Raw genomic sequence first — 24,375 nt, 5'->3', positions numbered from 1 at the left:
AGCGCTTGATGGACGGGCGCTAGCAACTATAAAAACAGAAGCAACCACCCGGCAGGCATGCCGGGTGGTTTTTTTATGCGCCGTTCAAAGAGCGCTGCGCGGTCCACTGCTCCCACCCCTGTGCGCGCAGTTCGCAGGCGGGGCAGCCGCCGCAGCCGTGGCCCCAGGCGTGCAGGTCGCCGCGCTGGCCCAGGTAGCAGGTGTGTGACTCACACCGGATCAGTTCGACCAGGGCGTCGCCGCCCAGCCGCTGCGCCAGGGCCCAGGTGTCGGCCTTGCTGCGCCACATCAGCGGAGTTTCCAGCGTCAGCGGGCGGTCCACGCCCAGACTCAGCGCCACCTGCAGCGCCTTCAGCGTGCTGTCGCGGCAGTCGGGGTAGCCGGAATAGTCGGTCTCGGACATGCCGCCCACCAGCACATCCAGCCCGCGCCGATAGGCCAGCGCCGCCGCCAGGGTGAAGAACAGCAGGTTGCGCCCCGGCACAAAGGTGTTGGGCAAACCGTCCGCCTGCATGGCGATGGCCACGTCTTCGGTCATGGCGCTGCCGCCCAACTGCGCGAGCACGTCCACCGTCAGCATGTGGTCCGGCCCCAACTGTCCCGGCCACGGCAGGGCGCGCACACCGTCGATCAGCCGCTGCCGGCAGTCCAGCTCGACGCGGTGGCGCTGCCCGTAGTCAAAGCCCAGGGTTTCCACATGCCCATAGCGCGCCAGCGCCCAGGCCAGGCAGGTCGCGGAGTCCTGCCCGCCCGACAGCAGCACCAGCGCGCGCCGCTGCGGCAGGCGGCTCATGGCGCGGTCGCGAGCGGGGCCGCGCCCTCGCGCATGCTGCGCACGATGGCGGCCAGCGCCACGCCGTAGGCCGGCACGAAGAACAACAGGCTCACGGCCAGCTTGATGACATAGTCCACCACGGCGATTTCGCCCCAGTGGGCGGCCATAAATGCGTCGGGGCTGCGCCAGAAGGCGATGGAGAAGAACGCCGCCGTATCCAGCGCCTGGCCGAACACCGACGCCGCCGCAGGCGCCAGCCACCACGAGCGGCTGCTCTGGCGGATACGGTCGAACACCTGGATGTCCAGCAGTTGCCCCAGCACGTAGGCGGCAAAGCTGGCAAAGGCGATGCGGAACACGAAGGTGTTGAAGTCACCCAGCGCCGCCCAGCCGTTGAAGCGGCCTTCATGGAACAGCACACCCACCACATACGACGCCACCAGCGCCGGCAGCATGGCGCGGGTGATGACGCGGCGCGCCTCGGCCTTGCCAATGAGCCGCACCGTCAGGTCGGTGGCCAGAAAGATGAACGGGAAGCTGAACGCCCCCCAGGTGCTGTGAAAGCCCAGCAAATTGATGGGCAGTTGCACCAGGTAGTTGCTGGCGATGACGATGGCGATGTGAAACGCCACCAGGAGGGAGAGGTACAACGGCACGCGCGATGGTGCCTTCAGCGAGGTCATGGCAGTCCTTTTTGGATGGGACCTCTGCAATACCTGTAGGGATCAGCACGCTGCGAATCGGGATGGGACGCGAAGCGCAAACCACAGCGGTGGCAGGGCCACCCCGAGGATTTGCATCGACGCAGACCACCGAGCCCACAGATGCGTGCGGCGCTACAGGTGTTGCGGAGGTTCCTGGATGGGGGCGAGGGAACCCATGGTGGCAACAGAGCCGGGGCGCGATTGTAGGCACATTTGCGCATCCCACCCGCGCACAGGGTTGCGCCGCGTATTTTTTCAAGGCACCCGTCACACAATGCATGCGCCGCACGTCTTAGGGGCATGAACGCGACAACCTCACTCGCCATGGACCAGCACCTCGCCGCCTTTCAGCAGCACCGCCCACGCCTGGCGGGCGTGGCCTATCGCATGCTGGGCAGCCGCACCGATGCCGAGGACGTGCTGCAGGACGCCTGGCTGCGTTGGCAGGCGACGGCCCTGGAGCGCGTGCAGACGGCCGAGGCCTGGCTGATCACCACCGTCACCCGGCTGTGCGTGGACCGGCTGCGCGCCGCGCGCATCGAACGCACGGCCTATGACGGGCCCTGGCTGCCGGAACCGTGGATCGCCGGCGACAGCGCCCCGGCCGCCGATGCACGCGCCGAACTGGCCAGCGACCTGTCCGTGGCGCTGCTCGTGGTGCTGGAGCGCCTCACGCCCGACGAGCGCGCCGCCTTCCTGCTGCACGACGTGTTCGACAGCGACTACCCCGAGGTGGCGAGCGTGCTGGGCAAGAGCGAGGCCGCCTGCCGCCAGCTGGTGCACCGCGCGCGCACCCAGGTGCGCCAGCGCAGGGCGCGCTTCACGGCCACACCCGAGGCGTCGCGTGCGCTGGTGGAGCGCTTCGTGCAGGCCATGCGCACGCAGGACCATGCGGCGCTGCTGGCGCTGTTCGCCAAGGATGCGCAGTGGACCGCCGACGGCGGCGGCAAGGTGCGCGCGGCCGCCAAGCTGCTGCACGGGCCGCGTGCGATCGCACGCCTGGCCGCGTCGGTGTGGCGCCTCTACCTGAGCCACCAGACCATGGAGGCGGTGGACGTCAACGGCGGCCCCGGGCTGCTGCTGCGTGACGCGGGCGACGTGCGCGCCGTCATGGCCTTCGAGACCGACGGCGTACACATCCACGCGGTGTATTCCGTCCTCAACCCCGACAAGCTGCGCGGCCTGTAGGCCTGCGCGCTTCGCCCGGCACCGTCTGCGCGGCGGCGCCGCGTTCACCCCTTTTTTCTCACCCCCCTGCAAGGAGCCTTCCATGTCCTCAGCCCCCCGCATCAACCTCCCTCGCCACGCCGCAAGCTATGCCGCCATGTACGGCCTACAAAAGCACGTCGATGCGGGGCAACTACCCGTGCAGTTGCACGAGCTGGTGAAGATGCGCGCCTCGCAAATCAATGGCTGCGCGTTCTGCATCGACATGCACGCCCGCGAGGCGCGCGAGCATGGCGAAAGCGACCGGCGGCTGCACCTGCTCAGCGCCTGGCGCGAGAGCGGCGTGTTCGATGCGCGCGAATGTGCCGCACTGGCCTGGACCGAGGCCCTCACGCGCCTGGAGCAGTCGCAGGTGCCCGACGCCGTGTACGACGAGGTGCGCGCGCAGTTCAGCGAAGCGGAGATCGTGGAGCTGTCGATGGCCATCGTCACGATCAACGGGTGGAACCGACTCAGCGTCGCCTTTCGCACCCCGCCCGGGATCCACACGCCAGCCTGAGCATGCGAGCGGAAACCCTGACAACGCGCCAGGGCAAGCATGGGGGCGCCGCCGCCTAAGGACCCGAAAATCTTGACGCATGTCATGCTTCCGCCACAGACCCGCGAACTGTCATCAGCAGCCTGGCAACAGCGGCGCACAATGACCGCGAGCCTCGGCCCGGCCGGGGCCTAACAAAGAGAAAGGAAGCTGCCATGCCATCGTCCCCGGCCTCATCCCCCCCCGCTCCTGCACCCGCTGCTGGGGGCTTCACGTTCACGCAGCGCATAGGTCTATGGGCCGCCATCGCGGTGCTGCTGGCCATCGCGTTCATGCCCGCCCTGCCGGGCCTGCCGCAGGCCGGGCAGATGATGCTGGCCATCCTCGCGTTCGCGGTGATCCTGTGGATGACGGAAGCTCTCGACTATGCGGTGAGCGCCGTCGTCATCGGCGCGCTGATGATCGTCCTGCTGGCCATCAGCCCCGTGCCAGGCAAGGAGGCGGCGGGGGCCATGATGGGCACGCGCGCCGCACTGCCCTACGCGCTAGGCGGCTTCAGCAACAGCGCTGTGGTGCTGGTGGCGGCCGCCTGCTTCATCGCTGCGGCCATGACGGCCACGCAGTTGGACAAACGCATCGCGCTGCAGGTGCTGTCGTACGTGCCCGCGCGCGCCAACCACGTGGCGATGGGCGCGATCCTGGTGGGCTTTCTGCTGTCGTTCATCGTGCCCAGCGCCACGGCACGTGTGGCCTGCCTCATGCCGATCATGCTGGGCTTTCTGTCTGCCTTCGGCGCGGACCGGCGCAGTAAGTTCGCAGCCCTGGTGGTGATCACCGCCGCGCAAACCGCCAGCGTATGGAACATCGGCATCAAGACGGCCGCCGCACAGAACATGGTGGCCATCGGCTTCATCGAAAAGCAGTTCGGCCAGACCATCACCTGGGGCGAGTGGTTCGTGGCTGGCGCGCCGTATTCCCTCGTGCTGACCTTTGCGCTGTACTTCATCATGACGCGCATGCTCAAGCCCGAGATGGACCACATCGCCGGTGGGCGCGAGGCCATCCAGCGCCAGTTGACAGAACTGGGCGCCATGACCGCCAACCAGTGGAAGCTGCTGGGCATCATGCTGGTGCTGCTGGGCTTCTGGGCGACCGAGGGCGTGCTGCACGACGTGGACACCACCACCTCCACCATCGTAGCCATCGCACTGATGCTGCTGCCGCGCCTGGGCGTGATGGGCTGGAAGGAGTCGCAAAGGGGCTTTCCCTGGGGCACGGTGCTGCTGTTCGCCGTGGGCATCGCCATGGGTGCGGCCCTGCTCAAGACCGAGGCCGCGCCCTGGCTGGCCCGCCTGATCGTGGACAACCTGGGCCTGGCCAACGCCACGGCATTTGCCATCTTCATGCTGCTGGCCCTGTTCCTGATCGTGATCCACCTGGGTTTTGCCAGCGCCACAGGCCTGGCCTCCACCATGATCCCGATCATCATCAGCGTGCTGCAGGCGGTGCAGACGCCGGGCATCAACCCCATCGGCATGACCATGCTGCTGCAGTTCGTGGTCAGCATCGGCTTCATCCTGCCGGTGAACTCGCCCCAGGGCATGCTGGCCTACGGCACCGACACCTTCGACATCAAGGACTATGTGCGCACGGGCCTGGTGCTCACCGCCGTGGCCATCGCGCTGCTGGTGGTGTTTGCGCTGACCTACTGGCCCTGGATGGGCTACATGACCCTGCCGGCGCGCTGAGGCCCCATCGCCGGCCTGTGGCCCATGCGATTACAGGCATTTTTGGCCTGCAGCCCTTTACTGATAAGCGGTAGCAGCTATCAAAAGGTTAGCAGCTACCGGCTGCTAGACCACCACCGGCTCCGGCTCCAGCCGGATGCCGAAGCGCTCGTACACGCTGGTCTGGATGGCGCGCGCCAGCGTCATCACCTCGCCGCCGGTCACGCTGTCGTCGGGCGTGCCGCGGTTGACCAGCACCAGCGCCTGCTTGTCGTACACGCCGGCCTTGCCCACCGTCTTGCCCTTCCAACCGCAGGCGTCGATGAGCCAGCCCGCCGCCAGCTTGATGGTGCCGTCGGGCATGGGGTAGTGCACGATCTTCGGGTCGCGCGCGATGATGTCCTGGCACTGCTCGGGCGTGACCGTGGGGTTCTTGAAGAAGCTGCCGGCGTTGCCGATCACGGCCGGGTCGGGCAGCTTGGCACGGCGGATCTCGCACACCCAGTCAAAGATCTGCTGCGCCGTGGGCCGCTCCACGCCCGCCTCCTGGCGCTTGCGCTCCAGGTCCAGGTAGCCCAGCTCAGGCGCCCAGTCCTTGCGCAGCAGAAAGCGCACATGCGTGATGACCGCGCGCCCGGCCAGCCCCATGCCACGGTGCAGCCCCCCGCCCTCGTGGGGCGCCTGGGGCGCGGCATGCTTGAACACCGAGTCGCGGTAGCCGAAGGCGCACTGGGCTGCGTCCAGCGTGAAGGGGCGGCCCGTGGCCAGGTCGATGGCCACCAGGGAATGAAAGCGGTCCTGCAGTTCCACGCCGTAGGCGCCGATGTTCTGCACGGGCGCCGCGCCCACGGTGCCGGGAATCAGCGCCAGGTTCTCCAGGCCGGGGTAGCCCTGGGCCAGCGTCCAGGCCACGGCCTCGTGCCAGACCTCGCCCGCGCCGGCCTCAACGATCCAGGCCTTGTCGGTCTCTTCCAGCAGGCGCAGGCCCTTGATCTCCATCTTCAGCACGAGGGGCTTGACGTCGCCGGTCAGCACGATGTTGCTGCCGCCCCCCAGCACGAACACCGGCTGGCGCTCCAAGCGGTGGTCGCCCAGCAGGTCATGCACGTCCTTGGCCGAGCGCACGCGCACCAGGGTGTGCGCACGTGCGGCGATGCCGAAGGTGTTGTATGTCTGCAGGGGAACATTTTTCTCGACTAACATCGACCGGATTGTCGCACCCGCCCCCAAACGGGCGCGGGTTTGTACCGAGTTAGCCGCGAGTGATGCCATGCCTTCTTTTGATACCGTCTGTGAAGCCAACTTCGTTGAAGTGAAAAATGCCGTGGAGAACACCGCCAAGGAGATCGGCACGCGCTTCGACTTCAAGGGCACCTCTGCCGCCGTCGAGCTGAAAGACAAGGAAATCACGCTGTACGGCGACGCCGACTTCCAGCTGCAGCAGGTCGAGGACATCCTGCGCAACAAGCTCACCAAGCGCAACGTGGACGTGCGCTTCCTGGACGTGCAAAAGCCCCAGAAGATCGGCGGCGACAAGCTCAAGCAGGTGGTGAAGGTCAAGAACGGCATTGACAGCGAGCAGGCCAAGAAGATCCAGCGCCTGATCAAGGACAGCAAGCTCAAGCTGCAGGCGGCCATCCAGGAGGACAAGGTGCGCGTCACCGGCGCCAAGCGCGACGACCTGCAGGCCGCCATGGCGCTGATCCGCAAGGACATCGCCGACCTGCCGCTCACGTTCGACAACTTCCGCGACTGATGACTGCCCGCCGCCCATGCACCGCCTGACCCTGCGCCTGGCCGTCGCCCTGCTGGCGGTCACCGGCCTGCCCGCCGCCTACGCGCAAAGCGTGGCGCTGGCCGGCATCCTGGGCGGCAAGGCCCTGCTGGTGGTGGACGGCAGCGCGCCGCGCAGCGTGGCACCGGGCGGCTCCCACATGGGCGTGCGCGTGGTCTCGGTGGGCCGCGACGGCGTGGTGCTGGAGGTCGCGGGCGCGCAGCGCGCGATTCAGCTGGGCGAGTCGCCCGTGAGCATTGGCGGCAGCGCGGCCGGCCAGCGTATCGTGCTCAAGGCCGACGCGCGTGGGCATTTCATCAACAGCGGCTTCATCAACGGTCGCGTGATGCAGTACATGGTGGACACGGGCGCCACCACCGTGGCCATCGGCCGGCCCGACGCGCAGCGCATGGGCCTGAAGTTCGAACAGGGCCAGCCCGTGATGATGAACACCGCCAACGGCACGGCGCAGGGCTGGCGCATGCGGCTGGAGTCCGTGCGGGTGGGCGATGTGGAACTGCGCAGCGTGGACGCCATCGTCACCGCGGAGGCCATGCCCTATGTGCTGCTGGGCAACAGCTTCCTGCGCGAATTCCACATGAACCGCAGCGGCGACGAGATGGTGCTGCAACGCCGCCGCTGACGCGCGTCGCCCTCAGGCCCCCATGTCCGCACAGCCCCAACCCAGTGGCACCGATCCGTCGGGCAGCGACTACGAAGACCTGCTGGGCCAGTGGTCCGACCTGGAGTCCGCCCTGTCGGCGCTGCTCGCGCGGCCACGGCAGGCGCGCGACTTCGTGGCCAAGGTGCGCCAGTGCGACCGCTGGCTTCAGGACCTGGTGGCGCACGACATCGACGCCGCGCTGTACCTCATGTTCCAGCTCGCGGCCACCTCCACCGTGGGCTACAGCGCATCGCATGCCCTGGTGTGCGGCACGCTGTGCCACATCCTGGCGCAGGAGTTGCAGTTGCCGCCGCAGGAGCGCGACAGCCTGGTGCGCGCGGCGTTCACCATGAACATCGGCATGACGGCGCTGCAGGATGCGCTGGCCGTGCAGCGCGAGCCGCTCACGGCCGAGCAGCAGCAGGTCGTGGCCAGCCACCCTCGGCTTGGACTGGACATGCTGGAAGATCTGCAGGTCACCAACGACCTGTGGCTGGAGATCGTGGCGACGCACCATGCGCCCTCGTCCGACGCGGCCGTCCCCCTGGCGAGCCTGCCCGTACGGGAGCGGCTCACGCGCATCCTGAGCACCATCGACCGCTACGCGGCGTTGATCAGCCCGCGCAAGTCCCGCGCCGGCCGCAGCGCCACCGATTCGGTGCGCGCCATCGTGGGCCAGGACAGCGACGCGCGCGACGAAGCCAGCCTCATGCTGGTGCGCACCGTGGGCCTGTGCCCGCCGGGCACGTTCGTGCGCCTGGACAATGGCGAGACGGCCGTCGTGCTGCGCCGCAGCGAGAGGGCGAACTTCCCGCTGGTGGCCAGCGTGCTGGATGCCAAGGGCGAGCCGCTGGCCTCGCCCGCGCTCTACCACACGGTGCGCGGACAGCCGCGCATCCAGTCGGCGCTGGCGCGGTCGGCGGTGACGGTGGAACTGCACAACCGCACCATGGTGCGCCTGGGGCTTTATGCGGCCCAGCGCACACAGACCCTGTCCCGCTGAAAAACCGGGCCTGCCGCATCAGGAAACACACGGCACTGCGTGCCGCCTGCCGGGTACGGCCAGGCGCGTATCCGGCTTTTAGGCTTTCTTCTTGGAACCCAGGCGCGATTCCTTGCCCTGCAGCAGGCGCTGGATGTTTTCCTTGTGGCGCCAGGCCAGCAGGCCCGACATCACGGCGATGGCCATGCCCACGCGCGCATCGGTGTACCACGCCACGCCACCGCCCAGCACGTAGAAGAACGGCGCGAACACCGCGGCCACCAGCGAGGCCAGCGACGAGTAGCGGAAGAAGAACGCAATGATCACCCAGGTGAGCAGCGTGGCCAGCCCCAGCCAGCCGCTGATGCCCAGGAGCACTCCCAGCGCCGTGGCCACGCCCTTGCCGCCTTCAAAGCGGAAGAACACCGGCCACAGGTGGCCGAGGAACGCCGCCAAGCCGACCAGCGCCATCGTGCCCTCCTCCAGCCCGTAGGGCGCGCCGAACCAGCGCACCAGCACCACGGGCAGCCAGCCCTTGAGCGCATCGAACAGCAGCGTGACGGCCGCCGCCGCCTTGGAGCCCGAGCGCAGCACGTTGGTGGCGCCGGGGTTCTTGCTGCCGTAGGTGCGCGGGTCGGACAGCCCCATCACGCGGCTGACGATGACGGCAAACGACAGGGAGCCCAGCAGGTAGGCGGCCACGGCAGCGGCAAGGGGCAGAAGGACAGTGCTCACGACAAGGGGCGCTCAGGGAAGGTGAATGACAAAAGCAAAACCGCCCTATTCTGCCAGCGCGCACTGCACCGGCCGCGCACCCAGCAGCTGCACGCAGACCTGCGGGTCCAGCTGCACCAGGAAGCCGCGGCGCCCGCCGTTGATGGCGATGCGCGGCAGCTGCAGGATGCTCTCCTCGATGAACACCGGCATCTGCTTGCGCGTGCCGAACGGCGAAGTGCCGCCCACCAGGTAGCCGCTGTGGCGGTTGGCCACCTCGGGCTTGCAGGGCTCCACGCTCTTGGCGCCGATCTGGCGCGCAAGGTTCTTGGTGGACACCTTGCAGTCGCCGTGCATGAGGACGATCAACGGCTTGGCGTCCTGGTCCTGCATCACCAGCGTCTTGACCACCACGTGTTCGTCCAATCCCAGCTGGCGCGCCGACTCCTCGGTGCCGCCATGCTCCACGTAGTCGTACGGGTGCTCCGTGAAGGCGACCTTGTGCGCGCGCAGCAGTTGCGTGGCAGGGGTTTCGCTCACGTGGGCGGTCTTGTCCTTCTTGGCCATAAACTCAAAAACAATAGCTGCCCGCGCTTACCAGTCAAGCGTTACAGGCCGATTCGATCTAAAACTCATTGCGCCGGATCGCGCATCTCCCAGCGCACCGCATCGATGGCAGCCAGCAGTTCGGGCGACAGGCGGGTGTCCCACGCATCCAGGTCTTCGTCCAGTTGCGCAAGGGATGTCACGCCGATGATGGTGCTGCTCACGCGCCATTGGTGGTAGCAGAAGGCCAGCGCCATCTGCGTGGGCGACAGGCCGTGGTCACGCGCGAGCTGGTTGTAGCGGCGCGCCGCAGCCAGCGCCTCGGGACGGCCCCAGCGCTGCTTGCGCACCGACTCATAGCGCGCGATGCGCGCCTGTTGCGGCGCACCCGCGTCGGTGGGCGCGTACTGGTCGAACTTGCCGGTGAGCAGGCCGAACGCCAGCGGCGAATACGCAAGCAGCGACACGCCCAGGCGGTGGCACGTCTCATCCATGGCGTTTTCCCAGCTGCGGTTGAGCAGGCAGTACGGGTTCTGGACCGACGCCACGCGCGGCAGCCCGTGCTGCTCCGCCAGGCGCACGAACTCGTGCACGCCGTAGGGCGTCTCATTGGACAGGCCGACATAGCGCACCTTGCCCGCACGCACCAGGCCGGCCAGTGCCTCCAACTGGTCGTGGATGGGCGTGGTGCTGACTTCCTTGGACGGGTCGTAGTACAGCGTGCCGAACGCGGGCACGTGCCGCTCGGGCCAGTGGATCTGGTACAGGTCGATCACGTCGGTCTGCAGCCGGCGCAGGCTGCCCTCACACGAGGCGACGATGTCCGCCGCCGTCATGCCCTGGCCCTTGCGGATCCACGGCATGCCGCGCGACGGGCCCGCCACCTTGGTGGCCAGCACCACCTTGCCGCGCATGCCCGGGCGGCTGGCGAACCAGCGGCCGATGATGGATTCGGTGGCGCCACAGGTGGCCTCGCGCGCGGGCACGGCATACATCTCGGCCGTGTCGATGAAGTTCACGCCGCGCTCCAGCGCGCGGTCGAGGATGGCGTGCGCCGCCGGCTCCGCCACTTGCTCGCCAAAGGTCATGGTGCCCAGGCAGATCGGCGTGACGTGCAGGTCGCTGTGGCCAAGGGGAAGGGTATGCATGCAGGCTCCGAAAGACAGTTGCGCACGAGTTTACGGATTCGCGTCACATCGCGCAGGCCGCACCCACTCCGCCGCGTTGTCGCGGCCACGACGCGCCGCGGACGGTTCACCGCGAAATAATCCACCCATGTACCAAGCCCAACGCCCTTGCCGCACCGAGACCGTTCCCGTTCGCACGCTGCACTACCACGTGCGGGTCTGGGGCGAGCGCCCCGCCGATGCGCCGCCCCTCGTGCTGCTGCATGGCTGGATGGACGTGGGCGCGTCCTACCAGTTCGTGGTGGACGCCTTCAGCGCGGCCTTTGCCGCGGGCCGCCAGATCATCGCGCCGGACTGGCGCGGCTTCGGCCACACGCGCACGCCCGCACCGAGCGACAGCTACCACTTCGTGGACTACCTGGCCGACCTGGACCAGCTGCTGGACCACTATGCCGGCGAGCAGCCGGTGGACCTGGTGGGCCACAGCATGGGCGGCAACGTGGCCATGCTGTATGCCGGCGCGCGGCCCTCGCGCATCCGCCGCCTGGTGAACCTGGAGGGCTTCGGCCTGCCCGCCACCCAGCCGGCGCAGGCCCCCCAACGGCTGGCGCAGTGGATGGACGAGATCCGCCAGTTCGAGCGCGGCGACCTGGCCCTGAAGCACTACGACAGCGCCGATGGCGTGGCCCTGCGGCTGATGAAGACCAACCCGCGCCTGCCCTCGGACAAGGCCGCATGGCTAGCCCACCATTGGGCGGCGCAAGATGCCCAGGGCCGCTGGCACATCCAGGGCGACGCGGCGCACAAGATCGTGAACCCGCAGCTGTACCGGGTGGACGAGGTGCTGGCGCTGTACCAGGCCATCACCGCGCCGGTGCTCTCGGTGCATGCCAGCGACGACAGCCTGGGCCAGTGGTGGAAGGGCCGCTACACGCTGCAGGAATACCACCAGCGCCTGACCCAGGTGCGCGACGTGCGGCATGCCGTCGTCGAGGACGCAGGCCACATGCTGCACCACGACCAGCCGCAGGCCGTGGCGGCGCTGATCGAGGCGTTCGTGGCCGGGCCGGCGCCCGCAGCCTGAGCCGACGCCTTGCGCACGCGGCGCTCGCGCTGCCCACGCTCGCCTGAGCGTCGTGCAACGGGCGCGGCCGCTGCCCACGCGGCGGCCCCACTGCAGATATCCCCGCCGCGCAGCGCGGTGTCGTGGCAGGCGCTGCCGCCCGTGGCCGACAATCGGGCAACCGCGCTTTGCCGCTTTGTTGTCAACCCTCGAAAGGTAGCCCCACCGCATGGACCAGAACCGCGACGCCCACCCTCCCGCCACCCGCATCGGCATCGTCGGCTACGGCAATCTGGGGCGCGGCGTCGAGGCCGCAATCGCCAAGAACCCCGACATGGCGATCGCCGGCATCTTCACGCGCCGCGACCCCGCGCAGCTCCAGCCGCTGGGCGCAAGCGTTCCGGTGCACGGCATGGACAGCCTGTTGCGCCACAAGGGCGCTATCGACGTGCTGGTGCTGTGCGGCGGCTCCAAGGACGACCTGCCCCGGCAAAGCCCCGAGCTGGCCGCGCATTTCAATCTGGTGGACAGCTTCGACACCCATGCGCGCATCCCCGGGCATTTCGCCGCCGTGGACGCAGCGGCCCAGGGTGGCCAGACCACCGCACTGATCTCGGCCGGCTGGGACCCGGGCCTGTTCTCCATCAACCGCGTGGTGGGCGAGGCCCTGCTGCCCGACGGGGCCACCTACACTTTTTGGGGCAAGGGCCTGAGCCAGGGCCACTCCGACGCGGTGCGCCGCGTGCCCGGCGTGGCGGGTGGCGTGCAGTACACCATCCCCGTGCCCGAGGCAGTGGACAAGGTGCGCAGCGGCGTGCGGCCCGAGCTGTCCACGCGCGAGAAGCACCGGCGCGAGTGCTTCGTGGTGCTGCAGGACGGTGCCGACGCTGAAGCGGTGCGCCAGGCCATCGTCGGCATGCCGCACTACTTTGACCAGTACGACACCACGGTGCAGTTCATCAGCGCCGAGGAACTGGCGCGCGACCATGGCGCCATGCCGCACGGCGGGTTCGTGATCCGCAGCGGCAACACCTCGGCGCCCAGCAAGCAGGTCATCGAATACCGACTGCAGCTGGACAGCAACCCCGAGTTCACCGCCAGCGTGCTGGTGGCCTATGCACGCGCGGTGCACCGCATGCACGCGGCGGGTCAGTTCGGTTGCAAGACCGTGCTGGACGTGGCGCCCGCCCTGCTGTCGGCCAGGAGCGCGGCGGAACTGCGCGAGCAGTTCCTGTAAGCCCCGCGGGCATCAGGCAAAACAGCCTCTAGCGCCCACCCATCAAGCGCAGGTAGCTATCATAAATATAGCAACCGCATATAACCCCAGCCGGTTCCCGGCGCTGCAGGGTGCGTTAGCGGGGGCATCAGCCCGCCATGAGAAAATCGCGCGTTATTCACAAGACACCACCAGGACACCCGCACCATGGAAGCAGAACGCATCAACCTCATCGGCACCACCCTCGAAGACCTGACCGAGCGGACCCAAGAGCTACGGAGGTATCTTTGACTACGATGCCAAGTTCGAACGCCTGCGCACGGTCAACGCATCGCTAGAAGACCCGGCTGTCTGGAACGACCCCAAGAAGGCCCAGGAGCTCGGCAAGGAAAAGAAGTCGCTCGACGCCGTGGTGCTGACGCTGCAAAAGCTCACCACCGAGCTGGCCGACAACGCCGAGCTCTACGAAATGAGCAAGGAAGAAGGCGACGAGGCCGGCCTGACGACCATCGAGGCCGAGGCCGAGAAGCTGCGCCCGCTCATCGAGGAGCTGGAATTCCGCCGCATGTTCAGCAATGAGGCCGACCCGCTGAACTGCTTCGTGGACATCCAGGCCGGCGCCGGCGGCACCGAGGCCTGCGACTGGGCCAGCATGCTGCTGCGCCAGTACCTGAAGTACGCCGAGCGCAAGGGCTTCAAGGCCACGGTGGAAGAAGAAACCCCGGGCGACGTGGCCGGCATCAAGAGCGCCACGATCAAGATCGAGGGCGAGTACGCCTACGGCCTGCTGCGCACCGAGACCGGCGTGCACCGCCTGGTGCGCAAGTCGCCGTTCGACTCGTCGGGCGGGCGCCACACATCGTTCGCCTCGCTGTTCGTCTACCCCGAGATCGATGACTCCATCGAGATCAACATCAACCCGTCCGACGTGCGCACCGACACCTACCGTGCCTCGGGCGCGGGCGGCCAGCACATCAACAAGACCGATTCGGCCGTCCGTCTGACACACATCCCCACGGGGATCGTGGTGCAGTGCCAGGATGGCCGCAGCCAGCACAGCAACCGCGACGTGGCCTGGCAGCGCCTGCGTTCGCGCCTGTACGACCATGAGATGCGCAAGCGCATGGAAGAGCAGCAGAAGCTGGAAGACACCAAGACCGACGTGGGCTGGGGCCACCAGATCCGCAGCTACGTGCTGGACAACAGCCGCATCAAGGACCTGCGCACCAACGTCGAAGTCTCCGCCACGCAGAAGGTGCTGGACGGCGACCTGGACGTGTTCATCGAAGCCTCGCTCAAGCAGGGTGTCTAAACAGGGCGTGCAAACGCGCCCGCACAGATTGGAAAGCCCATCGCCATGATGAGAGAAGGACAAGCCATCGCCATCCACCGTGCCGACTACGCGGCCCCCGCGTACTGGATCGACACGGTGGATCTCACCTTTGACCTGGACCCGGCCAAGACCCGCGTGCTGAGCCGCCTGCGCGTGCGCCGCAATGCCGACGTACCCGCGCAGCCGCTGCGCCTGGATGGCGACGAGCTGAACCTGGCGCGCGTGATGGTCAACGGCGCCGGCACCTCGTTCAAGCTGGACGGCGGCCAGCTGGTGCTGGAAAACCTGCCGGAGGGCACCGAGCCCTTCGAGCTGGAGATTTTCACCACCTGCGCGCCCGCCAAGAACACCCAGCTGTCGGGCCTGTACGTGAGCCAGGGCACCTTCTTCACGCAGTGCGAGGCCGAGGGCTTTCGGCGCATCACCTACTTCCTGGACCGCCCAGACGTCATGGCCAGCTACAGCGTGCTGCTGCGCGCCAGCAAGGCCGACTACCCCGTGCTGCTGTCCAACGGCAACCTGGTGGACAGCGGCGAGCTGGAAGACGGCCGCCACTTCGCCAAGTGGGTGGACCCGCACAAGAAGCCCAGCTACCTGTTCGCCCTGGTGGCCGGCAAGCTGGTCGCGCGCGAGCAGAAGATCAAGAGCCGCGCGGGGCGCGAGCATCTGCTGCAGGTGTACGTGCGCCCGGGCGACCTGGAGAAGACCGAGCACGCCATGAACTCCCTCATGGCCAGCATCGCGTGGGACGAGGCGCGCTTCGGCCTGAGCCTGGACTTGGACCGCTTCATGATCGTCGCCACCAGCGACTTCAACATGGGCGCCATGGAAAACAAGGGCCTGAACATCTTCAACACGAAGTACGTTCTGGCCAGCCAGGCCACGGCGACGGACGTGGACTTCGCCAACATCGAGTCCGTAGTGGGCCACGAGTACTTCCACAACTGGACAGGCAACCGCGTCACCTGCCGCGACTGGTTCCAGCTGTCGCTCAAGGAAGGCCTCACCGTCTTTCGCGACCAGGAATTCAGCATGGACATGGCGGGCAGCCCGTCCGCGCGCGCCGTCAAGCGCATCGAGGACGTGCGCGTGCTGCGCACCGTGCAGTTCCCCGAGGATGCGGGCCCCATGGCCCACCCCGTGCGGCCCGACAGCTATGTCGAGATCAACAACTTCTACACCGTCACAATCTATGAGAAGGGCTCCGAGGTCGTGCGCATGCAGCACAACCTGGTCGGGCGCGACGGCTTTGCCAAGGGGCTGAAGCTGTACTTCGAGCGCCACGACGGCCAGGCCGTGACCTGCGACGACTTCGCCCAGGCCATGGCCGACGCCAACCCCGGCAGCCCGCTGGCCCAGCACCTGGAGCAATTCAAGCGCTGGTACTCCCAGGCAGGCACGCCGCGCGTGAAGGCCGTTGGCCAGTACGACGCCGACGCACGCCGCTACACGCTCACGCTGTCCCAAAGCTGCCCCCCCACCCCGGGCCAGCCGGAAAAGCTGCCCTTCGTGATCCCCGTCGCGCTGGGCCTCGTCGGTGCGGACGGCACACCGCTGCCGCTGCAACTGCAGGGCGAGGCCGCACCCGGCGAGCCCGACCGCACCGTGGTGCTGACCGAGTCCACCATGACGCTCACCTTCGTCAACGTGGCGAGCGAACCCGTGCCCTCGCTGCTGCGCGGCTTCAGCGCGCCGGTGATTCTGGAATGTGACTACACGGACGCGCAGCTGCTCACGCTGCTGGCCCACGACACCGACGCGTTCAACCGCTGGGAGGCCGGCCAGCGCCTGCTGCTGCGCATTGCTATCAATGCAATAGCTGCCAGCGCTGACCTGGCAAGCGCTGGAGGCCAAAATCTCTTGAATCCCCGGGTCGTGCAGGCCATGCGCGACGTGCTGCGCCATCCGCAGTTGGACGCTGCCTTCAAGGACCTGGTGCTCACGCTGCCATCGGAGAGCTACATCGCCGAGCAGCTCGACGTGGTCGATCCGCAGCGCGTGCACGCCGTACGCGAAGCGCTGCGCATGGAGCTGGCTACCGCGCTACGCGAGGACTGGATCTGGGCCTGGGAAACGCACCACGCCACTGGAGCCTACCGTCCCGACGTCGCCAGCAGCGCCCGGCGTGCCCTGGCCGGCACGGCGCTGTCCATGCTGTGCCTGGCCGCGCGACAAATTGGCGACACGGTCTGGCCCGGCAAGACCTACCAGCGCTTCAAGGACGCAGGCAACATGACGGACCGCTTCAACGCGCTGTCCGCCCTGGTCAGCAGCGGCCACGAGCTTGCCAAGCCCGCGCTGGCACGCTTCCATCAGCTCTTCAGGGACGACGCGCTGGTCATCGACAAGTGGTTCGCCCTGCAGGCCAGCGCCCCGGACCGTGGCGGCGACGTGCTGCCCGCCGTGCGCCAGCTCATGAAGCACCCGGACTTCCAGCTCAAGAACCCCAACCGCGCGCGCAGCGTGATCTTCAGTTACTGCAATGGCAACCCCGGGGGCTTTCACCGCACCGACGCCGCCGGCTACGTCTTCTGGGCCGACCGCGTGCTGGAGCTGGACAGTCTCAACCCCCAGGTGGCCGCCCGCCTGGCGCGTGCGCTGGACCGCTGGAAGAAGCTCGCCGAGCCTTACCGCACGGCCGCCCACGAAGCCATCTCCCGCGTGGCCGCCAAGTCCGACCTCTCCAACGACGTGCGCGAAGTCGTCACCCGCGCCCTTGCCGATTAAGAAAGGCCTCCATGACCGAACGTATCAGCCTCACCCGCTACCTTGTCGAGCAGCAGCGCGTCCATGGCCGCATCCCCCCGCAGCTGCGCCTGCTGGTGGAGGTGGTTGCGCGCGCCTGCAAGCGCATCAGCTTCGCCGTGAACAAGGGCGATCTCGGCGACGTGATGGGCACCGCCGGAACCGAGAACGTTCAGGGTGAGGTGCAGAAGAAGCTGGACATCATTGCGAACGAGGTGTTGATCGAAGCCAACGAATGGGGCGGGCATCTGGCTGCGATGGCGTCTGAGGAAATGGATGGGATCTATGTGGTGCCCAACCGCTTTCCCCAGGGCGAGTACCTGCTGATGTTCGACCCCCTGGACGGTTCGTCCAACATCGACGTCAACGTGAGCATTGGCACCATTTTCTCGGTGCTGCACAAGCACCATGACGATCCCACCACCGACGAACCCGTCACCGAAGCCGACTTCTTGCAACCCGGCCACCAGCAGGTCGCCGCGGGCTACTGCATCTATGGTCCGCAGACCACGCTGGTACTCACCGTGGGCGACGGCGTGGCCATGTTCACGCTGGACCGCGAACAGGGCTCCTTCGTGCTCACGCGCGAGAACATCCGCATTCCTGAGGACACCAAGGAATTCGCGATCAACATGAGCAATATGCGCCACTGGGATGCACCCGTGCGCCGCTACATCGACGAATGCCTGCAGGGCAAGGAAGGCCCGCGCGGCAAGGACTTCAACATGCGCTGGATCGCCAGCATGGTCGCCGACGTGCACCGCATCCTGATGCGCGGCGGCATCTTCATGTACCCCTGGGACAAGCGCGAGCCAAACAAGCCCGGCAAGCTGCGCCTGATGTATGAGGCCAACCCCATGGGCTGGCTGGTCGAGCAGGCCGGCGGCGCCGCCACCAACGGCCGCCAACGCATCCTGGACATCCAGCCCGCCCAGTTGCACGAACGCGTGAGCGTGATCCTGGGCTCAAAGAATGAGGTCGATCGCGTGACAAGTTACCACTCCGGTATATAATTTGAGTCTTCGCCGGAGTAGCTCAGTCGGTAGAGCAGCTCATTCGTAATCGGAACGTTGCTCTAGGCAGTCTGTACTAAAAGGCAAGCAGTACAAGGCTTCGGGAGTCCCAGCGGCGCAGCCGCAGTGACGAACGAACACGGTTTGAACAAGTTTCGGTTTTAGCCGGCATAGCTCAGTTGGTAGAGCAGCGCATTCGTAATGCGAAGGTCGGGGGTTCGACTCCTCTTGCCGGCACCACTTGAAGTAGAAAGGCCACCCCTCACCGGGTGGCCTTTTTGCTTTGGGCTCGGGTCAGACGTGCTGCGCCTCAGCGACGGCTCTTCGTCTTCTTGTCCCTCGGGAACAGTCCCCGGTTCCGCTGCTCCAGGTACTCGCCCATGAGTTCCAGCGGCTGGACGCCAAGCGCTTCGGCGAACTCCACCAACTCGACGGCATCGATCCGACGCTCCCCGCGCTCGCACTTGGAAACGAAGGTCTGGGTGTTTTCAAGGCGCTCGGCCAGCTCGACCTGCGACACGCCCACGCGCTTACGGACCGCCTTGAGGACGGACAGCAAGAGTTGGTAGGCTTTCGTCCAGCAGGAGCCGAAGCTCCAAGATGGCAACTTCGTCCTGCCGGTAGACCATCTCGTCGCGGATGCTCAAGATCAGGCGATCGGCCTCGCTTCCAACGCGAACGCGCTTGCCGACCGCTTGGCTCAGGCGGTCCTCAACGCGCCTGCGCACCCTGTCGCGAGGATCAGCGAGCCCCCTCATGCAGCCACCTCTTCAGGGACTTCTTCCTCACGCAGCAGCCCGTGGTAATCAACGTTGGCGGTCGGGTTCGCGGGCAGTTCAGGATGCTCCCGCAGACCACGGTTGTAGACGGCGCGGAAGATGCGGAAGACGGTGTCTGCGGTCGAAGCTCCGTGCTTCTCGGTGATCCTGCGGTGGCGCTCGCGCACGCCCGCGCGGTCAGTGCCGAGTTCGGCCAGTGCCTTGTCTAGCCAATCGGGCAGGTACTGATCGCAGCAGTAGCGGTAGTCTTCCTTGGTCCGAGGGGATAGCGGCTTGGCGGCAAGGTGCAGGTCGAGCGCTTCGCGAAGGGTGATGCCGCGCGCCTTGGCCTTGCGGCGCTCCTCGTTCGGGTTAGCGCCGCCGCGCATCTCGACCAGCGTCTTGCGGGCGAGGTCGCGCGCCTGCTTAGCGTCCATTGATGGGTGGTCGCCCAGCTTCGTGCGGACCTGCTTGCCGTTAACGAGGGACTGAACGTAGAAGCTGCGCTTCGTGGGGGTGACGATCAGGTAGAACCCGCGCATCTCGGTGTCGGCGTGAAGTACCGACTTGCCGCGCTCAGGTGTAGGGCCACGCTCGACGAGCGCTTGGGTGATTTTCGACTTCATGTGTTGGCTCCAGGTGACGGGGCCACGGCGCGAACACGGTTTTGCGCCACAACGTGCTGTGTTCAGTCACGTCGTTTCTGCCCCTGTAGAGCCATTAAGTCGTGTATTTCCCTTGTTGTAAGCGCCCCTGAACCATCTGATTCCAAATCATGGCATCATGTGCGCGTGCCGATTCGTAATGCGAAGGTCGTAGGTTCGACTCCTATCTCCGGCACCACTTGAAGTAGAAGGGCCGCCCACTCGGGCGGCCCTTTTGCTATGGAGGCTCGGCAGCGATGGCAGATAACGGGAACGGTAACCTGACCTTAGACCCCCAGCTCACGGGCAACGTGGGGCTGTACTACTGCTGCTACCGCCTGTCCCTGCTCGGGTGGAACGTCATGCCCACCGCGCGCAACGCCCGCGGCGTGGACATCATCGCCTACAGCCGCGACGCCTCCCGCTTCGTCGGCGTCCAGGTCAAGGCGCTGAGCAAGCGCAACCCCGTTCCGCTCGGCACGAGTCTCGACAAGATCATGGGCGACTTCTGGGTCATCGTGAACAAGGTCGCCACGCCCACGCCATCCGCTTTCATCCTTCTGCCATCCGAGGTGCGCGAGCGCGCCCACCGGGGCGAGAAGGACGGCCGGGTATCCTTCTGGCTGCAACCGGCCGACTACGAGCAGGACCCGTTCCGCGAGGCTTGGGAGCGCATCGGCCACGGCGGCGTCTGAGAAGGTCTCGCGTCAGCGGCGACTTCTCGTCTTCTTGTCCCTCGGGAGCAGTCCTCTGCTCCGCTTCTCCAGATACTCGCCAAAAAGCTCCAGCGGCGGGACACCAAGCGCTTCGGCGAATTCCACCAACTCGACGGCATCGATCCGACGCTCCCCACGCTCACACTTGGACACGAAGATCTGGGTGTTCTCAAGGCGCTCAGCCAGTTCGACCTGTGACACGCCCATGCGCTTGCGAGCCGCCTTGAGGACGGACAGCAAGAGCTGGTAGTCAGTATTGTGGGTCGATTGGGACATAGCGTAGTGACTCGAAGGTCAGTGCACGCTAAAGTCCGTGTTGGATTAGGGTCTGTTGAGAATCAATCTGAGAGGCGTGAATGGATGTGATGCAATAGGAGCATGGACTCCCAGCGCTGGCGGGCTGGCTTGGTGAAAGTGGGCAGTGATTCGATGGTCATAGTTCAGCGGACCCAGCGACGGGCGTCCTTCAAGAGCAGTAGCAATTGCTGATCGCGCAGCGGTGACGCGATGAATCCGAACCGGGTGTAGAACCTCGCCGCTTCCTCATCGATGGGGTGGGTCAGCATGGCACGGATGCCGGCCTGCTCGGCAATCAGCATCGTGCGGCGAATCGCGTCCTGCAGCAAACCGAAGCCGATGCCTCGTCCCTGATCCGCTACCGAGACAGCGAGCCTTGCCAGAATCACAACTGGCAATGGGTACTGCCCCATCCCCTTGCGGATGCGCTCCGGCGCCTCCAGCGTGTCGACTTGTCCCACGGTCAGACTGAAGTAGCCCGCCACGCGGCCATCGTCCTCGGCAACGACAAAGGTCTTGGCCGAGCCGCTGCCCTGCGCCTGGCGGGCGTGGCGCAACAGCCAGTCATTCAACGCGGGCTTGCCGCAATCAAAACCTTCCAGCCGATGCTGCGCGGCCAGCGGCTCCGGTGCGCGCAACGTCACTTCGTGTCCCAGGGCGCCTTACGGGCAAACAGGTCGCGCAAATCCTCGTTGGCCTGTTCGGGGCGATCCAGCAGATCCATCAGGGCCTGGTACTGGCTACCCGAGACCATGAACAATCGTTGGTCCAGCAGGGTTTGCTCGGCGGCCAGGCACGCGCTGTCGAGGATGAAGTCGGTCAGCGACTTGTGGGCCACCTCGGCGGCACGGCGCAGCACCACCTCCTGTTCGGGGGTGGCGCGCAGCCCAAGTCGGGCCGAGCGGGCGGAAGGCGACGATGCGACGGCAGTCATGGCAGCACCTCTTTTGTTAGATCAATTGCCGCAATGTTAGTACAAATGACTAACGCTGTCTAGTTACACTGGTGACCGGTCGCCTTGGTTGACGATGAACCACCGCGCGTAAGTTGTTGATTTTGCAAGAGACAGAACTGCGCCTACCCGCAGGCCAAACGGAGAATAGAGACGGCTCTGGTGGAGAAAGTGGCCGATTTCCAGCGTTTCGGCTGATGGCCACCCGCAGCACGGATGGCCCGAACCCCGCGTGGCGCGGGGATTTCAGGCAAGAAAAAGGGCCCGGAGACTATCCGGGCCCTTGTATATGGTGGAGCTGGCGGGAATTGAACCCGCGTCCGCAAGCCTTCTTCGGGCAGATCTACATGTTTAGTGCTCTGTTTTCATTCTTGCATCTCACGTCGCGCAGGCACACGCTACGCAAGATGCCAGCACCCTTGAATCTCGTGCCACGCCAAGGTGCCCGGCATGCCACCAGCTGATGTAAATTCCCTTGCAGCCGGGAGGCCTTGCGGCCCCCTTGCCCAGCCCATCAGCGTGCTGTTGCAAGGCTCACCGGTATTTAAGCGGCGAGTGCGAAACGTTCGTCGTTTGCAGTTAGTTTAGTGAATGGAGATTTACGAGCGTCACTCAAGCTCGACATGCACCGCTCCGATTCCGAACCCACGTCGAAACCGGGACAGCCCCTTGGATGACTATTTTAGTCCAGGCCCACCAATTTCAAGAGGTCAAGGGGGGAATAAATCTCTGCATCCGCGCCCCAACTCTTCGGGGAGGCGCCCGAGCCAAGATAGCCGTACATGGCCACCACGGTTTTCATGCCTGCAGCTTGCCCTGCCTGAATATCTCTTTCGTCGTCACCGACGTAAATGCACTCGTGCGGCTCCAGCCCCAGGCGCCGTGCAGCCTCCCACAAAGGCTCTGGGTGGGGCTTGGAATACGCAGTGGTGTCTCCACTGACGATGGCCCCCGCATTGGCGAAAAGCGCCACGCGCTGGGCGATGAGCGAGGTAAAACGCTCCACTTTATTGGTCACCACACCCCATTTCAACGGACGATGCTCAAGAGTAGCCACCAATTCCTGGATGCCAGGAAACAATGCCGTTTGGTCGTGGATGCATTGCTCGTAGTTGGTGAAAAACTCTTCCCTCAAGCGGGGAAAGTCCGGATGGTCCGGCGTGATACCGAATGCCACCGACAGCATACCCCTCGCGCCCGCGCCGGCCAGGGGACGATAGGCCTGCAGCGGCAGCGAAGGGAGCCCGCGGACGGACCGCAACTGGTCCGCAGCAAAGCCCAGGTCAGGCGCACTGTCAATCAAGGTACCATCCAGGTCGAACAACACCCCGCGCACCGCCGTGAAAGACACCTCGCTCATGCAGTTGGCCGCCTGGTAGCGAACAGGTAATTCACATCGGTATCCCCGCTCAGCCAATAGCGGCCGGTTACGGGGTTGTACTGCATGCCGCGCGTATGCAACACATCAAGGCCCGCCTGGCGGCATGCGGATGCCAGCTCACTAGGGCGGATGAATTTGGCGTAATCATGCGTTCCCTGGGGCAGCATCTTGAGCAGGTATTCCGCCCCCACGATCGCCAACGCAAAGGCCTTCGCATTCCGGTTGATCGTAGAGAAGAACACCCACCCGCCTGGCTTGACAAGGCGCGCGCATGCGGCCACGACCGACTGGGGATCGGGCACATGCTCCAGCATCTCCATGCAGGTGACCGTGTCGAACGACCCGGGACACTCGTTTGCCAACTCCTCGACGCTGATCTCCCGATACTGTACGCGCGGCGTTTCCGCCTCCAGGGCATGGAGCCGCGCCACGCGCAATGCCTTGGACGCCAGGTCGATCCCCGTGACCTCTGCCCCCTTGCGGGCCATGGAGTCCGACAGAATTCCCCCGCCGCACCCCACGTCGAGAACCTTGCGCCCTTCCAGAGGCGATAGTTGATTGATCCAGTCCAGCCGCAACGGATTGATTTGGTGCAGCGGACGGAATTCGCTGTCGGGGTCCCACCAGCGATGGGCCAGTTCCGAAAACTTGGCCAACTCAGCGGGATCGGCGTTTACAGAAACAGTCATGTTTTCATTGTCCCATCTGCAACGAGTAAGGCATAAAAAAAGCCCCGTTGCCGGGGCTTTTTTGTGACCGATGGATCGATCAGTTGGCGCGGGTACCAACCACTTCGATTTCCACGCGGCGGTTCTTGGCGCGACCTTCCTTGGTCTTGTTGTCCGCCACGGGCTGCTTTTCGCCCTTGCCTTCGGTGTAGACGCGGTTCTTTTCGATGCCCTTGGACACCAAGTAAGCCTTCACGGCTTCAGCGCGACGCACGGACAGCTTCTGGTTGTAGGCGTCGGTACCGATGGAGTCGGTGTGACCCACGGCAATGATCACTTCCAGGTTGATGCCCTTGACCTTGGAAACCAGGTCGTCCAACTTGGCCTTGCCTTCGGGCTTGAGGACGGACTTGTCGAAGTCGAAGAAAGCGTCGGCTGCATAGGTCACCTTGCTAGCGATAGCAGGTGCGGGGGCAGGAGCGGCAGGAGCTGCGGCTGCGGGAGCGGGTGCAGCTGCGGGAGCAGGAGCAGCAGCCTTCACCAGAGCGCCGTCGCAACCTTCGGCAGCGGTTGCAGGGGTCCAGTTGGCGTCGCGCCAGCACAGTTCATTCGTGCCGTTCTTCCAGACCAGCTCGCCCGAGCCGTTTTGCCAGTTATCGATGACCTTACCGCCGTCTGCCGCCTTCACTTGAGCAACAGCCGAGGTAGCAAGCACAGCAGAGGCCAACAACATCGCCACTTTGTTCAGTTTCTTCATGGTTCTCCTCTTGGGGAAAAAGCCGCAGCCGCGCTGCGAATCAGGGACGTCGTCAGTGACCATCACCAAAAACGTTGAAATGATTGTGCCATACGTAACAAGGCCGGAGCTGCT

Annotated in this window: 26 protein-coding genes, 1 tRNA gene and 1 other RNA gene; 13 read left to right on the top strand and 15 right to left on the bottom strand. The window is 65.8% G+C overall.

Annotated elements, in window-relative coordinates; translation table 11 throughout:
* Positions 1-73 precede the first annotated feature (73 nt).
* Both queC and PCQ86_RS09065 read right to left on the bottom strand, forming a co-directional pair.
* Entirely contained in the window at positions 74-793 is a 720-nt protein-coding gene (gene queC / locus PCQ86_RS09070) for a 7-cyano-7-deazaguanine synthase QueC (protein WP_088886460.1), read from the bottom strand.
* Complete coding sequence (locus tag PCQ86_RS09065) at positions 790-1,458, bottom strand: 7-cyano-7-deazaguanine/7-aminomethyl-7-deazaguanine transporter (protein ID WP_015913664.1); 669 nt, start codon at positions 1,456-1,458, stop codon at positions 790-792. The genes queC and PCQ86_RS09065 overlap by 4 nt, the downstream gene beginning before the upstream one ends.
* A 345-nt stretch (positions 1,459-1,803) precedes the next feature.
* Here PCQ86_RS09065 and PCQ86_RS09060 point away from each other — a divergent pair, with 345 nt between their 5' ends.
* The 3 genes from PCQ86_RS09060 to PCQ86_RS09050 all read left to right on the top strand — a co-directional run bounded on the left by PCQ86_RS09060 (position 1,804) and on the right by PCQ86_RS09050 (position 4,932).
* On the top strand, positions 1,804-2,667 hold the full coding sequence (locus tag PCQ86_RS09060; RefSeq protein WP_270175320.1) for an RNA polymerase sigma-70 factor: 864 nt from the start codon (positions 1,804-1,806) through the stop codon (positions 2,665-2,667).
* Between the two features lie 82 nt (positions 2,668-2,749).
* Complete coding sequence (locus tag PCQ86_RS09055) at positions 2,750-3,205, top strand: carboxymuconolactone decarboxylase family protein (protein ID WP_270175319.1); 456 nt, start codon at positions 2,750-2,752, stop codon at positions 3,203-3,205.
* 194 nt (positions 3,206-3,399) lie between these two features.
* Positions 3,400-4,932, top strand: coding sequence for an SLC13 family permease (locus PCQ86_RS09050; protein WP_270175318.1), 1,533 nt, complete (start codon positions 3,400-3,402; stop codon positions 4,930-4,932).
* Between the two features lie 105 nt (positions 4,933-5,037).
* On the opposite strand, the gene murB is transcribed toward PCQ86_RS09050, so the two are convergent.
* A complete protein-coding gene (murB, locus tag PCQ86_RS09045; protein WP_015913668.1) occupies positions 5,038-6,114 on the bottom strand; it encodes a UDP-N-acetylmuramate dehydrogenase in 1,077 nt (358 codons plus the stop codon).
* Positions 6,115-6,181: 67 nt separating this feature from the next.
* Here murB and PCQ86_RS09040 point away from each other — a divergent pair, with 67 nt between their 5' ends.
* Genes PCQ86_RS09040 through PCQ86_RS09030 form a run of 3 tightly spaced genes read left to right on the top strand, consistent with a single transcriptional unit; the run spans position 6,182 to position 8,352 of the window.
* Entirely contained in the window at positions 6,182-6,667 is a 486-nt protein-coding gene (locus PCQ86_RS09040) for a YajQ family cyclic di-GMP-binding protein (protein ID WP_047350459.1), read from the top strand.
* 16 nt (positions 6,668-6,683) lie between these two features.
* Positions 6,684-7,328 carry a retropepsin-like aspartic protease family protein gene (locus tag PCQ86_RS09035; RefSeq protein ID WP_123675611.1) on the top strand — a complete coding sequence of 215 codons (645 nt, stop codon included), beginning with the start codon at positions 6,684-6,686 and terminating at the stop codon, positions 7,326-7,328.
* A gap of 22 nt (positions 7,329-7,350) precedes the next feature.
* Positions 7,351-8,352: an HD-GYP domain-containing protein gene (locus PCQ86_RS09030; protein ID WP_011805908.1), complete on the top strand. Its 1,002-nt coding sequence runs from the start codon at positions 7,351-7,353 to the stop codon at positions 8,350-8,352.
* Between the two features lie 78 nt (positions 8,353-8,430).
* Here PCQ86_RS09030 and plsY read toward each other — a convergent pair whose 3' ends face one another.
* From plsY to PCQ86_RS09015, 3 genes are all read right to left on the bottom strand, one after another.
* Positions 8,431-9,066, bottom strand: coding sequence for a glycerol-3-phosphate 1-O-acyltransferase PlsY (gene plsY / locus PCQ86_RS09025; RefSeq protein ID WP_047350457.1), 636 nt, complete (start codon positions 9,064-9,066; stop codon positions 8,431-8,433).
* Between the two features lie 45 nt (positions 9,067-9,111).
* Complete coding sequence (gene ybaK / locus PCQ86_RS09020) at positions 9,112-9,612, bottom strand: Cys-tRNA(Pro) deacylase (protein WP_047350456.1); 501 nt, start codon at positions 9,610-9,612, stop codon at positions 9,112-9,114.
* 65 nt (positions 9,613-9,677) lie between these two features.
* Positions 9,678-10,739 (bottom strand): aldo/keto reductase, encoded by a 1,062-nt coding sequence (locus PCQ86_RS09015; RefSeq protein ID WP_270175317.1) that lies wholly within the window; start codon positions 10,737-10,739, stop codon positions 9,678-9,680.
* A 127-nt stretch (positions 10,740-10,866) separates the two neighbouring features.
* On the opposite strand from PCQ86_RS09015, the gene PCQ86_RS09010 reads away from it, so the two are divergent.
* The 6 genes from PCQ86_RS09010 to PCQ86_RS08985 all read left to right on the top strand — a co-directional run bounded on the left by PCQ86_RS09010 (position 10,867) and on the right by PCQ86_RS08985 (position 18,328).
* Positions 10,867-11,802 (top strand): alpha/beta fold hydrolase, encoded by a 936-nt coding sequence (locus tag PCQ86_RS09010; protein WP_270175316.1) that lies wholly within the window; start codon positions 10,867-10,869, stop codon positions 11,800-11,802.
* Between the two features lie 208 nt (positions 11,803-12,010).
* Positions 12,011-13,018, top strand: a complete 1,008-nt coding sequence (locus tag PCQ86_RS09005) for a diaminopimelate dehydrogenase (RefSeq protein WP_270175315.1) — start codon at positions 12,011-12,013, stop codon at positions 13,016-13,018.
* Positions 13,019-13,204: 186 nt separating this feature from the next.
* Positions 13,205-14,309 (top strand): peptide chain release factor 2 gene (prfB, locus tag PCQ86_RS09000; protein ID WP_270175314.1). Its coding sequence is split into 2 segments (ribosomal slippage): positions 13,205-13,285 and positions 13,287-14,309, totalling 1,104 coding nucleotides; the frame shifts between segments, so codons are not numbered across the junction.
* Between the two features lie 48 nt (positions 14,310-14,357).
* Positions 14,358-17,057, top strand: coding sequence for an aminopeptidase N (gene pepN / locus PCQ86_RS08995; RefSeq protein ID WP_270175433.1), 2,700 nt, complete (start codon positions 14,358-14,360; stop codon positions 17,055-17,057).
* An 11-nt stretch (positions 17,058-17,068) separates the two neighbouring features.
* Positions 17,069-18,088: a class 1 fructose-bisphosphatase gene (locus PCQ86_RS08990; RefSeq protein ID WP_015913677.1), complete on the top strand. Its 1,020-nt coding sequence runs from the start codon at positions 17,069-17,071 to the stop codon at positions 18,086-18,088.
* Positions 18,089-18,252: 164 nt separating this feature from the next.
* Positions 18,253-18,328: transfer RNA gene (locus PCQ86_RS08985), tRNA-Thr, on the top strand.
* A 70-nt stretch (positions 18,329-18,398) separates the two neighbouring features.
* Here the strand turns inward: PCQ86_RS08985 and PCQ86_RS08980 are convergent.
* Both PCQ86_RS08980 and PCQ86_RS08975 read right to left on the bottom strand, forming a co-directional pair.
* Entirely contained in the window at positions 18,399-18,647 is a 249-nt protein-coding gene (locus PCQ86_RS08980) for a helix-turn-helix domain-containing protein (RefSeq protein WP_270175313.1), read from the bottom strand.
* 195 nt (positions 18,648-18,842) lie between these two features.
* Entirely contained in the window at positions 18,843-19,472 is a 630-nt protein-coding gene (locus tag PCQ86_RS08975) for an integrase arm-type DNA-binding domain-containing protein (RefSeq protein WP_270175312.1), read from the bottom strand.
* 275 nt (positions 19,473-19,747) lie between these two features.
* On the opposite strand from PCQ86_RS08975, the gene PCQ86_RS08970 reads away from it, so the two are divergent.
* Positions 19,748-20,185, top strand: coding sequence for a hypothetical protein (locus tag PCQ86_RS08970; protein ID WP_270175311.1), 438 nt, complete (start codon positions 19,748-19,750; stop codon positions 20,183-20,185).
* Positions 20,186-20,197: 12 nt separating this feature from the next.
* On the opposite strand, the gene PCQ86_RS08965 is transcribed toward PCQ86_RS08970, so the two are convergent.
* The 7 genes from PCQ86_RS08965 to ompA all read right to left on the bottom strand — a co-directional run bounded on the left by PCQ86_RS08965 (position 20,198) and on the right by ompA (position 24,261).
* The gene (locus PCQ86_RS08965) at positions 20,198-20,482 is read right to left on the bottom strand and encodes a helix-turn-helix domain-containing protein (RefSeq protein ID WP_270175310.1); all 285 of its coding nucleotides are present in this window, start codon (positions 20,480-20,482) and stop codon (positions 20,198-20,200) included.
* Between the two features lie 164 nt (positions 20,483-20,646).
* Positions 20,647-21,147: a GNAT family N-acetyltransferase gene (locus PCQ86_RS08960; RefSeq protein WP_270175309.1), complete on the bottom strand. Its 501-nt coding sequence runs from the start codon at positions 21,145-21,147 to the stop codon at positions 20,647-20,649.
* Positions 21,144-21,437: a type II toxin-antitoxin system TacA family antitoxin gene (locus tag PCQ86_RS08955; RefSeq protein ID WP_270175308.1), complete on the bottom strand. Its 294-nt coding sequence runs from the start codon at positions 21,435-21,437 to the stop codon at positions 21,144-21,146. Before PCQ86_RS08955 ends, PCQ86_RS08960 begins: the two co-directional genes overlap by 4 nt.
* 308 nt (positions 21,438-21,745) lie before the next feature.
* Positions 21,746-22,124, bottom strand: a transfer-messenger RNA (tmRNA) gene (ssrA, locus tag PCQ86_RS08950).
* A 13-nt stretch (positions 22,125-22,137) separates the two neighbouring features.
* Positions 22,138-22,815: an HAD family hydrolase gene (locus PCQ86_RS08945; protein WP_047349155.1), complete on the bottom strand. Its 678-nt coding sequence runs from the start codon at positions 22,813-22,815 to the stop codon at positions 22,138-22,140.
* Positions 22,812-23,525, bottom strand: a complete 714-nt coding sequence (ubiG, locus tag PCQ86_RS08940; protein ID WP_270175307.1) for a bifunctional 2-polyprenyl-6-hydroxyphenol methylase/3-demethylubiquinol 3-O-methyltransferase UbiG — start codon at positions 23,523-23,525, stop codon at positions 22,812-22,814. Before ubiG ends, PCQ86_RS08945 begins: the two co-directional genes overlap by 4 nt.
* Positions 23,526-23,604: 79 nt before the next feature.
* Positions 23,605-24,261: an outer membrane protein OmpA gene (gene ompA / locus PCQ86_RS08935; RefSeq protein ID WP_011805663.1), complete on the bottom strand. Its 657-nt coding sequence runs from the start codon at positions 24,259-24,261 to the stop codon at positions 23,605-23,607.
* Positions 24,262-24,375 lie beyond the last annotated feature (114 nt).

The organism is Diaphorobacter sp. ED-3, assembly GCF_027625375.1.
Classification (GTDB): Bacteria; Pseudomonadota; Gammaproteobacteria; order Burkholderiales; family Burkholderiaceae_C; genus Diaphorobacter; species Diaphorobacter nitroreducens.
Note: the sequence above shows the minus strand (reverse complement) of the source record. Positions and strands in the feature narration are given on the sequence as shown.

What these genes read in the sequence shown, in the direction of transcription:
- queC (WP_088886460.1), bottom strand. Translation starts at nt 793, where the DNA reads ATGAGCCGCCTGCCGCAGCGGCGCGCGCTGGTGCTGCTGTCGGGCGGG.
- PCQ86_RS09065 (WP_015913664.1), bottom strand. Translation starts at nt 1,458, where the DNA reads ATGACCTCGCTGAAGGCACCATCGCGCGTGCCGTTGTACCTCTCCCTC.
- PCQ86_RS09060 (WP_270175320.1), top strand. Translation starts at nt 1,804, where the DNA reads ATGGACCAGCACCTCGCCGCCTTTCAGCAGCACCGCCCACGCCTGGCG.
- PCQ86_RS09055 (WP_270175319.1), top strand. Translation starts at nt 2,750, where the DNA reads ATGTCCTCAGCCCCCCGCATCAACCTCCCTCGCCACGCCGCAAGCTAT.
- PCQ86_RS09050 (WP_270175318.1), top strand. Translation starts at nt 3,400, where the DNA reads ATGCCATCGTCCCCGGCCTCATCCCCCCCCGCTCCTGCACCCGCTGCT.
- murB (WP_015913668.1), bottom strand. Translation starts at nt 6,114, where the DNA reads ATGTTAGTCGAGAAAAATGTTCCCCTGCAGACATACAACACCTTCGGC.
- PCQ86_RS09040 (WP_047350459.1), top strand. Translation starts at nt 6,182, where the DNA reads ATGCCTTCTTTTGATACCGTCTGTGAAGCCAACTTCGTTGAAGTGAAA.
- PCQ86_RS09035 (WP_123675611.1), top strand. Translation starts at nt 6,684, where the DNA reads ATGCACCGCCTGACCCTGCGCCTGGCCGTCGCCCTGCTGGCGGTCACC.
- PCQ86_RS09030 (WP_011805908.1), top strand. Translation starts at nt 7,351, where the DNA reads ATGTCCGCACAGCCCCAACCCAGTGGCACCGATCCGTCGGGCAGCGAC.
- ybaK (WP_047350456.1), bottom strand. Translation starts at nt 9,612, where the DNA reads ATGGCCAAGAAGGACAAGACCGCCCACGTGAGCGAAACCCCTGCCACG.
- PCQ86_RS09015 (WP_270175317.1), bottom strand. Translation starts at nt 10,739, where the DNA reads ATGCATACCCTTCCCCTTGGCCACAGCGACCTGCACGTCACGCCGATC.
- PCQ86_RS09010 (WP_270175316.1), top strand. Translation starts at nt 10,867, where the DNA reads ATGTACCAAGCCCAACGCCCTTGCCGCACCGAGACCGTTCCCGTTCGC.
- PCQ86_RS09005 (WP_270175315.1), top strand. Translation starts at nt 12,011, where the DNA reads ATGGACCAGAACCGCGACGCCCACCCTCCCGCCACCCGCATCGGCATC.
- pepN (WP_270175433.1), top strand. Translation starts at nt 14,358, where the DNA reads ATGAGAGAAGGACAAGCCATCGCCATCCACCGTGCCGACTACGCGGCC.
- PCQ86_RS08990 (WP_015913677.1), top strand. Translation starts at nt 17,069, where the DNA reads ATGACCGAACGTATCAGCCTCACCCGCTACCTTGTCGAGCAGCAGCGC.
- PCQ86_RS08975 (WP_270175312.1), bottom strand. Translation starts at nt 19,472, where the DNA reads ATGAAGTCGAAAATCACCCAAGCGCTCGTCGAGCGTGGCCCTACACCT.
- PCQ86_RS08970 (WP_270175311.1), top strand. Translation starts at nt 19,748, where the DNA reads ATGGCAGATAACGGGAACGGTAACCTGACCTTAGACCCCCAGCTCACG.
- PCQ86_RS08965 (WP_270175310.1), bottom strand. Translation starts at nt 20,482, where the DNA reads ATGTCCCAATCGACCCACAATACTGACTACCAGCTCTTGCTGTCCGTC.
- PCQ86_RS08955 (WP_270175308.1), bottom strand. Translation starts at nt 21,437, where the DNA reads ATGACTGCCGTCGCATCGTCGCCTTCCGCCCGCTCGGCCCGACTTGGG.
- PCQ86_RS08945 (WP_047349155.1), bottom strand. Translation starts at nt 22,815, where the DNA reads ATGAGCGAGGTGTCTTTCACGGCGGTGCGCGGGGTGTTGTTCGACCTG.
- ubiG (WP_270175307.1), bottom strand. Translation starts at nt 23,525, where the DNA reads ATGACTGTTTCTGTAAACGCCGATCCCGCTGAGTTGGCCAAGTTTTCG.
- ompA (WP_011805663.1), bottom strand. Translation starts at nt 24,261, where the DNA reads ATGAAGAAACTGAACAAAGTGGCGATGTTGTTGGCCTCTGCTGTGCTT.